This is a genomic window from Rossellomorea aquimaris, from assembly GCF_020171925.1.
GTDB lineage: Bacteria > Bacillota > Bacilli > Bacillales > Bacillaceae_B > Rossellomorea > Rossellomorea aquimaris_F.
The window spans coordinates 116,042-129,887 of the sequence record NZ_JAIVAR010000001.1 but is presented as its reverse complement, the minus strand read 5'-3'; the positions used below and the strand labels follow the sequence as shown (position 1 = coordinate 129,887).

Here is a 13,846-nt window from a genome sequence, read left to right as displayed (position 1 = left end):
TTCTAATCGAGCTTTTCACCTTCCATCACACCTGATTCAGATAAGGTTGCACGCAGCTCTTCCCATTCAGCATCCTTCCAGAAGTCATCTGAATTAATAAGCTGAGCCGCATCATCCCGTGCGACTTCAAGCGCCCGGTAATCATGCACCATATCGGCAACCTTGAATTCCGGCATGCCGCTTTGCTTCCTACCGAAGAAATCACCCGGTCCCCTGAGTTCAAGGTCTTTCTCACTGAGGACGAAGCCGTCATTTGTTTCGGTCATGATTTTCATCCGCTCTTTGCCGACCTCTGTCTTCGGCTCGGCTAACAAAATGCAGTAAGATTGATTCTCACCACGGCCGACCCGGCCACGAAGTTGGTGAAGTTGGGATAATCCGAATCTTTCTGCATCATAGATGAGCATGAAGGTGGCGTTCGGTACGTTGACACCGACTTCCACCACGGTCGTCGACACCAGCACTTGAAGATCATTTGAACTAAACTGCCTCATCACATCATCTTTTTCATCAGGATGGAGCCTGCCATGCATGAGTCCGACTTTATAGCGACCTTCAAAATACACAAGCAATTGGTTATAAACATCTATTGCATTCTGGACATCCAATTTATCGGATTCCTCAATCAACGGACAAATGACATACGCCTGTCTCCCTTGATCAAGCTCTTTATCCATGAAAGTCAGGACACGCGGCAGCATATCGGCCTTTGCCCAGTACGTTTCGATCGCCTTCCTTCCAGCCGGCATCTCATCGATGATGCTTACATCCATTTCACCAAACACGGTGATTGCAAGAGTCCTCGGAATGGGAGTCGCCGTCATGAATAATACATCAGGACTCTTTCCTTTCTCCCGCAACACCCTCCTTTGATTGACGCCAAAGCGATGTTGTTCATCTGTAACGACCAAACCCAGGGACTTGAATTCGACATCATCCTGAATCAAGGCATGTGTTCCGATCAGGATATCGATTTCCCCTTCTTTGAGCTTTTCTAACAGAAGTCTCCGTCTCTTCCCTTTTACAGAACTCGTTAGCAATGCAACGGATAACCCTGCAGGTGCCAAGAGCTCGCTCATCGAATCAGCATGCTGCTCGGCCAGGATCTCCGTCGGCACCATGAGTGCACCTTGATACCCAGCTGTAACCGTCGAGAACAAAGCAATGGCCCCAACGACGGTTTTCCCGGATCCGACATCCCCTTGGAGCAAACGATTCATGCGATATGGTGATTTCATATCGGACAAAATTTCGTTCACCACCCTCTTTTGAGCTCCGGTCAAAGGGAAGGGCAGCGAATCAGTGAATCCCTGGATCTTTTTCACATCGTAATGCTGCTGCACACCAGAAGATTGTTCCCGTTCGAACTTTCTGAGTGCTTGCATCTTAAGTTGAAATAGCAAGAACTCTTCGTAAACGAATCTTCTCCTTGCCTGTTTCATCCCTGATTGAGAGTCTGGAAAATGCAATGAGTATAATGCTTGTTCACGACTCATCAATTTGTACTTCTCAAGGATGGAAGCAGGGAGGTTCTCCTTAATGAGATCACCATAATCTGCAAAAGCCTTCTTGATGAACTTTCTTAGTGTATGGTTCTTCACATTCCCTTTTAAGGAATATACAGGCTCGAAGTCGCCATCTTTTGTGTGGGGGCCACTTTGAAAGTGCTGGACGGTGATGATTTGCCTGTTTTTATCCCATTTGCCCGTCACTGTGATCGTGTCATGTAGATTGATGTTCTTTTTAAGATAAGGCTGATTAAAGAATACAGCCTGAACCAAGTACCTTCCAACGAGTACCTTGAGTGTCAGCCTTGATTTCTTTCTGCCATAGTACATCAATGAAGGTTCGGAATGGACCTTCCCTTCAACCGTGACCCGCTCATCATGCGCGACTTCTTCCAAATCCCTTAATCGATAGTCCTCATAGCGATAAGGCAGATACTCCAACAAATCCAGAACGTTGTATATCCCCATTTGATTCAGCTGCAATGCAGTTTCCTCGCCGATCCCCTTAATGTTCTGGATTGTTAGTTCATCATTAGGAATCTTCACGTTTATTCAGGGAGACCCCGAAGATTTTCGCTTCTAATTCCCTGCCTGTAGGAGTTGCAGCTAATCCTCCCTGAGCTGTTTCCCTCAAGGCAACAGGCATTGTTTGACCGATTTTATACATCGCATCGATGACTTCATCACAAGGGATTCTGCTCGTAATTCCAGCAAGCGCCATATCTGCTGCGACCATGGCATTCGCAGCCCCCATGGCGTTCCGTTTGACGCACGGTACTTCCACCAAGCCCGCAACTGGATCGCATACCAGACCAAGCATATTCTTCAACGTAATCGCCATCGCTTCCGCTGATTGGCTCGGTGATCCACCAGCCATCTCCACAATGGCTGCAGCAGCCATTCCGCTCGCCGACCCCACTTCTGCCTGACAACCGCCGGCTGCTCCTGAAATCGAAGCATTATTGGCGACCACAAATCCGAATGCACCGGATGTAAATAAGAACCTTACCATGTCGTCTTTTGATGGGTTGAGTTTGTTTTTAACAGCGAATAAAGTACCGGGAACCACTCCAGCAGAACCTGCAGTCGGAGTCGCACAGATTGTACCCATCGCAGCGTTCACCTCGTTTGTGGCAACCGCCTTGCTGACCGCATCCAAAATGGTGTCACCTGATAGCGACTTCCCTTTTTCGATATATTTCTGTAATAGGACGGCATCCCCGCCAGTAAGGCCGGAGTGGGATTTAACCCCTTCAAGGCCGCGGGCAACGGCCTGCTCCATCACTTCCAGATTCTTTTCCATTTGTGCGTAGATTTGTTCGAATGTCTTTCCCGTAAACTCCATCTCTTGTTCGATCATGATATCTGATATTTTTTTATTTTGGCTTTCTGCGAGTTCAATCAACTCTGCAACATTTCTAAACATAAAGTAACCCCCTTACACCAATAATGTAAACGCTATCATAAAATCATTGCTTTAATCTGAAATCCTAGTAACTTGTGTAATATTCGGAAGAGACGTAATTTCAGCGATGACCGCTTCGTCAATCGGCTGATCCACTTCAATGGTCATCAGCGCCATCTTTCCTTTTTCCTTACGTGAAACGTCCATATGTCCGATATTCAACTGGTGTTTAGCAAGAATGTTCGAAACGGAGGCAATGGCACCGAATCGATCATCGTGAACAACGAGGATCGCAGGGTGATGACCTGAAAGCTTCAGCTCAAAACCATTCAATTCAATAATTTCCACTTTTCCCCCACCGATTGAAATACCGACTAGTTCAAGCTCACCCTGATCGTCACCCATAATGATCCTTGCTGTATTCGGGTGATCGGTCACGGCTTCTTCTTCGTGAAACTTCACTTTAATTCCCTTTTTCCGTGCTTGATCAATCGAGTGGATGATGCGTTCATCATCCGTATCATAATCAAGAATCCCACCTACAATCGCTACATCGGTTCCATGGCCCTTGTACGTTTTGGCAAATGAGCCGTAAAACGAAATGGTCATCCACTTCGGTTCACGCCGGAAGAGGTTGCGGGCAATCCTACCGATTCGCGCTGCTCCTGCAGTATGTGAGCTTGATGGCCCGATCATCACTGGACCGATGATATCAAATACACTTTTGTATTTCATGTGGATTTCCCCCTGTCTAAACAAGCAAACTACTTATATTTTAACATAAGATAAGGGGACTGGCGCTATCATGAGTGCCGTCCCCTTGTTCCTTTATTCGATTGAGAATATATAGGAGTAAAGTGGCTGTTTGCCATTATGAACTTCCACTTCAACGTCTTCATATTTATCTTCTACATATTCCTGTATCGTTTGTACGTCTTCTTCGGTTACACCTTCTCCGTAAAGAATGGTAAGGATCTCTGAGTCTTCATCCAACATACGGTCCAATAAATTCTTTGCCGCCTGCTGACGATCCTTCTCAGCTATTTCAATCTTCCCTTCGGAGATTCCCATGAAATCATCCTTGGAAATCGTTACGCCATCGATATTCGTATCCCTGACAGCATAAGTGATCTGACCAGTCTTTACAGCTTTAGAAGCTTCGCTCATCATCTTCTTGTTTTCTTCCACTGTGGCAGTGGGGTTGAAAGCAAGTAACGCGGCCATTCCTTGTGGGACAGTCTTGGTTGGGACTACCGCCACTTCTGCGCCTAGTACTTCAGCAGCCTGCTCCGCTGCCATGATGATGTTCTTATTGTTTGGCATGATGATGACTTTCTTGGCATTCACATCTTCAACAGCCTTGACAATATCCTCTGTGCTTGGATTCATGGTCTGTCCGCCTTCGATGACGGCCGTGGCACCGATACTCTTGAAGAGTTCGGATATCCCTTCACCCATCGCAACCGTGACGATTGCAAAATCGACCTCTTTTTTAGCAGGAATCTCTTTAGGCTTGACAGGCTTTGATTCACCCACGATGCTGCTATGCTGCTGCCTCATATTTTCAATTTTGATATTGATGAGACTTCCGTATTGATGCCCATACGATAACACATTTCCAGGCTGCTCAGAGTGGATATGTACTTTAGCAAGTTCATCGTCACTGATCACAAGGAGAGAATCACCGAATTCACTTAGATCATTCCGGAAATCTTCCTCATCAAAAGAATGTTTGCCTTCTTCGAATTTCACCATGAATTCTGTACAATAGCCAAATTCGATATCTTCAGTGCTCATGAAATCCTGAGCGGCCTTGTGGTGCTCTGCACTGACTAGGTCATTCATCGATGGAAGCGAAGCCTGATCTGATACTTTTTCACCTTTCAATTCAGCAAGGAAACCTTCATAAACGAATAGTAGTCCTTGTCCTCCGCTATCCACCACTCCAACTTCCTTCAGTACCGGAAGCAGGTCTGGTGTACGATCCAACGAAGCCTTTGCTTCATTGACGATCTCCTGCATCACTTTGACGAAATCACTTTCGTTTTGTGCAACAGTCACACCTTTTTTGGCAGCATCCTTTGCAACTGTCAGAATTGTACCTTCTACAGGTTTCATGACAGCCTTGTATGCCGTTTCCACTCCAGACTGCAATGCGTCAGCGAATTCCTTACTCGTCAATGCATCCTTGCCTTCAATCGCTTTACCAAATCCTCTAAACAACTGGGAAAGGATAACACCTGAGTTACCCCTCGCTCCCATCAATAACCCTTTTGAAAGTGCAGAAGCTACCTGACCAATATGATCATTGATGTTCTGCTTCACTTCTTTCGCACCAGAAGTCATTGATAAATTCATGTTTGTTCCAGTATCACCATCAGGAACGGGAAAAACGTTCAGCGCATCAACCAGCTGCGCATTTGAAGATAGGTTGGCAGCCCCCTGGATGACCATTTCGGCAAAACGTTTTCCTTCCAAAGATGTAATCGACACAAATCTTCCTCCTCACTACGGGTTCGTTACTCGAACCCCCTGCACAAAAATATTTACTGAATCTACCGCCAAGCCGACGGTCTTATCAAGGGTATATTTAACCTTGGATTGTACGTTATGAGCAATCTCAGAAATTTTTGTACCATAGCTCACAATAATATACATATCAATATGTACTTCCTCTTCATCTTGACGAACAATCACTCCACGAGTGAAATTTTCTTTACGTAAGATATCTGTAAAACCGTCTTTTATCTGATTCTTTGAAGCCATTCCAACAATTCCGTAGCAATCCACCGCTGCACCTCCAGCAATCATTGCAATGACATCATTTGTAATATCAATTTGTCCGTACTGCGTTTTCAATTCGATGGACATGGAATGTTCTCCCCCTTTAATTACATGCTTGGCTAAAAACATTTTACTATAACTATAGGCTTTTTAAAAGCTAAAGTATTGTAAGCGCATTATTTATAGAGTGATCTTTATCATTTTTCTCCAAATTTCCGTGCTTTACACTTCTAAATAGAAAAAAGACGCCCTTCTAGAAAGACGTCTCCTCATTTTTTAAGTATTATACACGCTCAACTTTACCTGATTTCAACGCTCTTGCAGAAACCCAAACTTTTTTAGGCTTTCCGTCCACAAGAATACGAACTTTTTGCAGGTTAGCACCCCAAGTACGCTTGTTCGCATTCATAGCGTGAGAGCGAGCGTTACCAGCGCTAGCTTTACGGCCTGTTACTACGCATTTCTTTGCCATAATCTATTCCCTCCTCACTAACAAGAAGCTGAAGTTACATTTCAGTTCTACATTCACTTTTTTCATAAAGATACTTTAATAATTTATCACACAAGCCACCATAATGCAACAGTTCAATTAAAAGGTTTCAAGAAAAAATACTTTACAGAAAGAAAAGCGGAAGGGCTTTGGTAGAAGCGGGTGGCATTAGACGAACCGGACGGGAAGGCGTTCTTTGCCTTCTTGGATGGTTTGGCTTATGACATGTGCTTCTAAGCCCTGGAGCTGGACAATTAGAAAAGCGGAAGTGGGCGTTTTGCTCCCTTTGAAAGATGTTCTTCGGCTTTAGAGGCGTTTTTTTGCCTCAAAGTGGTTAAACGGAAGCAAATCGTCGGAGTTGGAAAAGAAAAAATGCGGAGGCGGCATGTGAAAAGCATAAGATCAGCGGGTGGTACGGAGTGAATTCGGCCATTACGCCTGAATCTTCGAGTTTTGGTTGATAATCTTTTAGTTTTAACACTCAATCTTTCATTTTCAACCAATTATCTTCGAGTTCCACCCCATATTCTTTCGATTATTAAATTTATTCCGTCACTTGGAAAATAAAACCATTAAAAATAATATCATCAAGAATCCCTTACGAACAAAAAGCCCCCTCAGCAAAAACCTCATTATTACACACCAAAGGGGACGGCCAAACCTATAAAAATCACAAGCTATCACCCCCTAACTCAAAAAAACATATACCATAAACCCATCCCCAAACCATAAAAAAAGAAGGCAGCTCATGCTACCTCCAATGCGATCATTATTCCTTTTTGAATGTCCCCAGCATCGCTCGTACCAGACCACCCAAGAACTTTGGTAATTTAATTGTATAAAATCGCATTTCAGTCCCTCCCCGCAATCTAAAGAACGTATTGGTTCGCTTGACATCGATTCAGTCTATTCAAGCAGTTGCAATTAAGTACGTCTTCTTCCTCAATTGGGTCAAGAAGCCTGATCGCTGCTTCTTACCACCATTAATATGCCGTTTGTAAAAGAAAAAGTACCAGTGGATTGTATAAGTTCATTACTAATACATAGTGTGGAACCGCGGAAAATATTCCGATTATTTAATGGGTATTTGAATCCGGAGAGGGTGAGTTCCCCTACCGAATCGGTTACCGGGACAAAGGATATATACTTGCGGGAAGGGTTTTCATGGACTGTATATTCTCCTGCTTTCACGACTCGTAAATGATTTTGTACATCGATCACTTCGGTTTTTACACCGGACTGGAGTAGGTCACGTTGCATCAATAATTGAAGGTTGCCCATGAAATGGTCGAGGCGCCCTCCCGTTGCACCGAATATTTTTATGGAGTCTGGTATTTGGGTGAGCACCCAGTTCAAGGCAAGCTCTAGATCCGTTTCATCTTTTTCAGGCTGATATGTATTGACGGTTTTCACTCGCTCTTTGATCAATGACCATTCTTCTCCGCTCACTGAATCGAAATCCCCGAATGCAGCGGAGGGTTCTAGGCCACTTTCCAGGAGCGTATAGACTCCGCGATCTACGCCGATCCATTTTACGCCTGAAGAGTCATATGACTTTAGTTCTGGTATGTACTTTGTTGGTCCACCGGCTACGATACAGTACTCCATGTTCTTTCCCCCTTTTATAAAAATGGACTGACCCATTCTTTCGGATCAGTCCATTTCCTTTACTTCGTGATTGCCTTTTTCAAGCTTGCGATGGCTGCATGCCTGTCTTCCTGATTATAAATGGCAGAGCCCGCCACAAATACATCGGCACCTGCTTCTGCGCAGATGGAAGCCGTTTCCGGATTGATGCCCCCGTCCACTTCGATTTCCAGTGACGGATTGGTTTCATTTGCCCAATCCCTGATTTGTTTAATTTTTGGAACAACTGACGAAATGAAGGACTGTCCGCCGAATCCTGGATTAACGGTCATCAGCAAGACCATGTCGAGTTCTTCCAGGATCGGTTTGATGAATTCGGCAGGGGTGGCAGGATTGAGGACCACTCCCGCTTTCACGCCATGGCTCTTGATCAGTTGGATGGTCCTGTGCAGATGCGGTACGGCTTCTACATGGACTGTAATGTAATCGGCCCCCGCCTCTGCGAACTCACTGATATATCGATCGGGATTTTCGATCATCAGATGTACATCCAAAGGAAGCTCGGTGATGGGGCGTATCGCTTTCACCACCATCGGCCCGATTGTAATATTCGGGACAAAGTGACCGTCCATGACATCGACATGGATATAGTCGGCTCCTCCTGCTTCAACATCCTTTATTTCTTTTCCCAGTTCTGCAAAATCGGCAGATAATATGGATGGTGCAATTTTCATCTATCAATACCTCGGCTTTCTTTCTTTGATTTCTTGATGGAATGATAAGTAATGATCATATCGGTAACTTGGGATATCGCCTGTCTCAACCGCATCCTTCACGGCACATTTTGGTTCGTTGATGTGCAGGCATCCCCGGAATTTACAACTCTCTGATGCATTCACCATTTCCGGAAAGCATTGAGGAAGCTCTTCCACTTCAATCTCCGAAAACTCCAATGAACTGAAACCTGGTGTATCCGCGACCAATCCATCGTCGATATGGATCAGCTCGACATGTCTGGTGGTATGCTTACCCCTTCCCAGGTGGGATGAGATCATGGCTGTTTTCAGTTCAAGTTCCGGTTTGATTACATTTAAAAGCGATGACTTCCCTACTCCTGATTGCCCGGCGAAGACAGACGTCCTGTCTTTCATATAAGGGGATAATTCCGCAATTCCCTGCTCGGTCTTCGAGGAGGTGAGGACAACTTCATAGCCAAACGATCGGTAGTGCTTCACATATTCTTCTATTTCCTTTGATTCGTCTGAATCCAGCAAGTCCATCTTTGTAATGCAAATGAGGGGTTCGATTTCTTTGCTTTCGACTAAAACAAGAAATCGGTCCAGTAACGCCGTGCTGAAATCGGGCTCTTTCGCAGAGAAAACGAGTATCGCCTGATCCACATTGGCGATGGGCGGGCGCACCAGTTCATTCTTCCGTTCGAACACTTTAAGGATATAGCCGTCCGTTTCGTTTTCAGCCTGGAATTCAACATAGTCTCCTACAAGAGGGGTCACTTTATTTTTACGGAACACTCCCCTTCCGCGGCACTGTGTAATCTCCCCCTCCGAGAGAACATAATAAAATCCACTCAACGCTTTAATAATTTTCCCTTCCGCCATTAGGGACCTCCTTTAAACCAATAAACATTCCTGTATGTATACTTCATTTTATATCACAATTCCATTATAAAGGAAAATAAGAGGACTGTCCCCTTAGGTCTCATACCCTGGGTCACAGTCCTGCTCATTTCTTATTCATCCTTAGGATACTCAACGGGTACGGTTTTATCCTTCTTACCGTCGATCCAGATTTCATATTTCCCTTGTTTTCCTTCTTCCAATAAGAAGTCCAGCGTGAATTTGGTATCTTCTGTAATACCTGTTTTCACTTCACTATCTTCAAACGTGCTATCTTTATCTTCGACGAAAATTTCGATCATTTGCGGTTGAGCTCCGTCGCCCGTATAAGGAACCGTGACTTCTACCGGAAACTTTTTCTCTTTAACGGGTTCCGCCCCCTTGGACACTTTCACATATACCGTTTCACCAGAAAAAGTCGGTGAACCTGGCTGAGTCCCCTGAGAAACAACATGGCCCTTTTCGACCTCATCCGAGAATACTTCTTCTGATACTTTAATGTCGATGCCGTGTAAATCACCATACACTTTCAGGTACTCCTGGTCTTTGCCTTTGAGATCTTCCAATTCGAATGACACAGGACCGGTGCTGACCGTAAGCTTAATGGTCGTCTCACTCGGAACTACTTCTTCCCCTGGCTTTGGATCTTGTTCCATGATGAACCCGGCCTCATCTTCGTTTGAGTTTTCTTCTTCTTTCTCCACCGTAAATCCTTGCTCTTCAAGTTCCTTGACTATTTCTTCATATTTCTCTCCAACGTACTCATCCACTTCGACCTTTTCTTTTCCAGTACTGATATATACGTCGATCGAAGCCCCTTCGTTTGCCATTCTGCCGGCCTTAGGATTGGTTTTGATGACTTCTCCTTCTGGGATGGTATCATCGGGCTGCTTTTTCATTTCCCCTATTGCGAACCCTGAAGTGATCAGGATGGATGTCGCTTCCGCAGAATCTTTTTCCGTCACATCAGGCACTTTTATCTCTTTAGGACCAAGTAAATCGGGCACAACCGTCACGGCCGCAGCCCCTAACGCGATGAGCAGGAAGAACAGGCTGACAATAAGGATCGGCCACTTTTTCTTCTTGGCTTTCTTTTTGTCTTTTTGTTTTTTTCCTTTTTCCGGTTTCGGATCGACTGCTGACCCTACCACATGCGCCGGTTTTGTGTCTATGTTTGTCTGCGTATGAATGATGGTATCATCCAAATTGGATGAACTCTTATCGTCGGTTATGACGGGGATCGCTTTTGTCGCTTCATCATCCACCGGAACCGCGAATTTCGGCTCGTTCAAACGTTCCGGATCCAAGGCTGTGGTCAGATCCTCATCCATTTCTTCGAGGCTGTCATATCGTCTGAACGGATCCTTGGCAGTGGCTTTCAGGACGATATTTTCCACACTCTGCGGGATGTCCGGGTTCCACCGTTTAAGCGATGGGGTCTCCGACTGCAGATGTTTCAATGCGATGGATACAGCCGACTCGCCTGAAAAAGGGAGTCGCCCTGTCAACAGCTCGAACATGACGATACCGAGCGAATAGATATCCGATTTCTTGGTTGCCATGCCCCCCCTCGCCTGCTCAGGGGACAAGTAATGCACGGAACCGAGGACGGAATTCGTCTGTGTGATGGAGGTAGCGCTCAGTGCCATCGCAATTCCGAAATCAGTGATCTTAACCGTCCCATCCTCATCGATCAGGATGTTGTGGGGCTTGATATCCCGATGGATGATATGGTTCTGGTGTGCATGTGAGATCGCCAGGGTCAATTGTTTCATGATGTCCAGCGCCTTTTCGACGCCTACTGGCGAGTACTGCTGTATGTATTGCTTCAAGGTCATGCCTTTTACATATTCCATGACAATATAGTATAGATCATCTTCTTCACCGACATCGTAAATACTGACGATATTCGGATGAACAAGGCTTGTGGCGGATTGTGCCTCACGCTGGAATCGTTTGATGAATTCCTCTTCATTGGCAAAATCCATTCGGAGCATTTTGATCGCCACTTCACGATCAAGGATCATATCGTGAGCGAGATAAACGTTCGCCATGCCTCCGCCGCCGATCAGTTTAGTGATTCTGTATCGGCCACTGATGCGTTTTCCATTCATCATGTATTATCACCCGCTTTCCGTTTCAGCGGCATACTCTACGATCAGGACAGTGATATTGTCTTCCCCTCCATAATCGTTAGCCAAATGAACGAGCTTCTCGCCTTTGTCCCCGAGAGAGTCATCATTTGATAAGATCTCTTTCATTTCTTGTTCTGAAACTTTATTTGATAAACCATCCGAGCAAAGTAGCAGGATATCATCATCTTCAAACATGATCGTCTTGATGTCCATCGTAATCGATGCTTCGGTCCCGATGGCTCTTAAGATCACATTTTTCCTTGGATGATGCTCAGCGTCTTCTTTCGAGATTTCACCGCTTCTGACGAGTTCATTCACTAACGTATGATCCTCTGTCAGTTGGTGAAACCCATTTTCATTCAGGATATATCCCCTGCTGTCCCCAATATTTACAATCGTGGCAAATAATGGTGTGCAGATGGCTCCCACCAAAGTGGTCCCCATCCCTTCACATTCTGAATGGGATTGTGAATAACTATAAACCTCTTGATTGACTTCGTTAATAGTCGTTTTTAACCAATTTTCAGCCTGGTCTGCCGTTTGGAATTTTTCGGTGTTTTCCCAGAATCTTTTTAAGGTGGAAATAGCCAGTTGACTTGCTACATCCCCTGCCCGGTGTCCACCCATTCCATCAGCCACAACCGCAAGATAGTCTCCGTATGTATTCTTGAAAACATCGACACTATCTTCGTTATGTTGTCGCACTTTCCCTTTATCCGTATAAAATACAGTTTTCACTTCGGTCACCTCTTATCTTCATTCCGCTCCCCTTTACAGAGATTCCAGCATCTTTCCCCGTCAATCCTCACGATTCAAAAGACCCGGGAAAAAGATGAATGGAACTGAACACATTCGTATCATGAATGCTTGTTCTCTAGTACATGTACGACTTGAATCGAGTATTTTCCTGCTTGAAAATGACATATTCAAACATTTAACGATCTTTTTCTTCCGTTGAGGGACTACTTTGTTTTCACAAAGCAGGAAATATAAAAGCCGTCGCCACCGAAATCCTGTGGGAATACCTGCAGTTGATTCCCCTCGATGAACGGCTGTACAGTTCCGGGTAAACCTTTGAGATTGTAAGCTTCAAATCCTGGATGATCGCTCAGGAATGCCTTAACGGTCCCTTCATTTTCATCCCGATCGACTGTGCATGTACTGTATACAAGAATACCATTTTTTTTCAGTAATGGCGCAACGGAAGAAAGGATGTCCAGCTGGATCTTCTGAAGTGATGACAGATCGGACTCTTTTTTGGAGTATTTGATGTCCGGCTTTCTCCTTAGTACACCCAGTCCAGAACAAGGAGCGTCCACAAGTATACGGTCGAAGCTTTCCTCTTTGAACGTTTCCCCTGCTTTTCTGCTGTCCATAGTGGAAGTATGAATGTTTGAAAGGCCCAGGCGTGCGGCATTTTGATCAATCAGCTTCACTTTATGCTTATGCAAATCCAATGCATGGACCTCGCCAGTTCCCCCGAGCAGTTCGGCAATATGCGTTGTCTTGCCACCAGGTGCGGCACACGCATCCAACACCACCATGCCTTTCTCCAATTGCAGTGCATGTGCGACGAGCATGGAGCTTTCATCCTGTATGGTCAAGTCGCCATCATTAAAGGCATCCGTCTTCACCAGGTTCCCGCGCACGGTTTGTACGGCTTCATCAATCACAGGGCTCCGTTTTACCTCAACATTGCTTTCACTCAATTTATGTATAAGCTCTTCTCTCGTAAGCTTGGTTGTGTTCACTCGTGCCGTCTGTTTCGGCGCAACCAGATTCATTTCACACATTTCACGGGTCTTATCCAAACCGAACTGTTCGGTCCACCGTTTGACGAGCCAATAAGGGTGACTCGTTTCAATGGATAATCTTTCAACAGGGTCCGTGATGCTATCCAACGAAGGGACACCTTTCCTCTGGATTGAGCGGAGTACGCCATTGACCATGCCCGCAATCCCTTTATGACCTCTTTTCTTCGCTATTTCAACCGCTTCATGTAAAACAGCCCTCTCAGGAATACGGTCAAGGTACACGATTTGATAGAGGGACAATCTTAATAAATGGCGCACCCAATCATCCAGCTTCCCTTTGATGAAAGGGGCAAGGAAATAATCCAATGTTAATTTCCTCTGGATCGTTCCATACGTAAGCTCGGTCAAAAGCCCGATGTCCCTTGAAGGGAGCTCGTTCTTCTCGATGACGGAATTCAACAATAGATTACTATATGACTGATTCTTTTCGACCGCTTCTATGACATCAAGTGCCGCTTCTCTGACAGTTTTCTTTTTATTACCCAT

The 13,846-nt window shown here is 45.1% G+C and carries 13 protein-coding genes; all 13 read right to left on the bottom strand.

Annotated features, from left to right (window positions below; translation table 11 throughout):
- Positions 1-2: 2 nt before the first annotated feature.
- Complete coding sequence (gene recG, locus LCM10_RS00650; protein ID WP_318247458.1) at positions 3-2,054, bottom strand: ATP-dependent DNA helicase RecG; 2,052 nt, start codon at positions 2,052-2,054, stop codon at positions 3-5.
- Positions 2,041-2,934 (bottom strand): L-serine ammonia-lyase, iron-sulfur-dependent, subunit alpha, encoded by an 894-nt coding sequence (gene sdaAA, locus LCM10_RS00645; RefSeq protein ID WP_224873906.1) that lies wholly within the window; start codon positions 2,932-2,934, stop codon positions 2,041-2,043. Before sdaAA ends, recG begins: the two co-directional genes overlap by 14 nt.
- A gap of 51 nt (positions 2,935-2,985) precedes the next feature.
- Complete coding sequence (gene sdaAB / locus LCM10_RS00640) at positions 2,986-3,648, bottom strand: L-serine ammonia-lyase, iron-sulfur-dependent subunit beta (RefSeq protein WP_224873905.1); 663 nt, start codon at positions 3,646-3,648, stop codon at positions 2,986-2,988.
- 93 nt (positions 3,649-3,741) lie between these two features.
- Positions 3,742-5,406: a DAK2 domain-containing protein gene (locus LCM10_RS00635; RefSeq protein WP_224873904.1), complete on the bottom strand. Its 1,665-nt coding sequence runs from the start codon at positions 5,404-5,406 to the stop codon at positions 3,742-3,744.
- 15 nt (positions 5,407-5,421) lie between these two features.
- The gene (locus LCM10_RS00630) at positions 5,422-5,784 is read right to left on the bottom strand and encodes an Asp23/Gls24 family envelope stress response protein (protein WP_034755738.1); all 363 of its coding nucleotides are present in this window, start codon (positions 5,782-5,784) and stop codon (positions 5,422-5,424) included.
- Positions 5,785-5,980: 196 nt separating this feature from the next.
- Positions 5,981-6,169, bottom strand: a complete 189-nt coding sequence (gene rpmB / locus LCM10_RS00625) for a 50S ribosomal protein L28 (protein ID WP_032088875.1) — start codon at positions 6,167-6,169, stop codon at positions 5,981-5,983.
- Positions 6,170-6,956: 787 nt separating this feature from the next.
- Complete coding sequence (gene spoVM / locus LCM10_RS00620) at positions 6,957-7,037, bottom strand: stage V sporulation protein SpoVM (RefSeq protein WP_032088878.1); 81 nt, start codon at positions 7,035-7,037, stop codon at positions 6,957-6,959.
- A 101-nt stretch (positions 7,038-7,138) separates the two neighbouring features.
- Positions 7,139-7,795 carry a thiamine diphosphokinase gene (locus LCM10_RS00615; RefSeq protein ID WP_224873903.1) on the bottom strand — a complete coding sequence of 219 codons (657 nt, stop codon included), beginning with the start codon at positions 7,793-7,795 and terminating at the stop codon, positions 7,139-7,141.
- Between the two features lie 59 nt (positions 7,796-7,854).
- Positions 7,855-8,508, bottom strand: coding sequence for a ribulose-phosphate 3-epimerase (rpe, locus tag LCM10_RS00610; RefSeq protein WP_224873902.1), 654 nt, complete (start codon positions 8,506-8,508; stop codon positions 7,855-7,857).
- 3 nt (positions 8,509-8,511) lie between these two features.
- Positions 8,512-9,393, bottom strand: coding sequence for a ribosome small subunit-dependent GTPase A (gene rsgA / locus LCM10_RS00605; protein WP_224873901.1), 882 nt, complete (start codon positions 9,391-9,393; stop codon positions 8,512-8,514).
- A 131-nt stretch (positions 9,394-9,524) separates the two neighbouring features.
- Positions 9,525-11,528, bottom strand: a complete 2,004-nt coding sequence (pknB, locus tag LCM10_RS00600; RefSeq protein WP_224873900.1) for a Stk1 family PASTA domain-containing Ser/Thr kinase — start codon at positions 11,526-11,528, stop codon at positions 9,525-9,527.
- A 6-nt stretch (positions 11,529-11,534) separates the two neighbouring features.
- The gene (locus LCM10_RS00595; RefSeq protein ID WP_224873899.1) at positions 11,535-12,284 is read right to left on the bottom strand and encodes a Stp1/IreP family PP2C-type Ser/Thr phosphatase; all 750 of its coding nucleotides are present in this window, start codon (positions 12,282-12,284) and stop codon (positions 11,535-11,537) included.
- 224 nt (positions 12,285-12,508) lie between these two features.
- Positions 12,509-13,846, bottom strand: coding sequence for a 16S rRNA (cytosine(967)-C(5))-methyltransferase RsmB (gene rsmB, locus LCM10_RS00590; protein WP_224873898.1), 1,338 nt, complete (start codon positions 13,844-13,846; stop codon positions 12,509-12,511).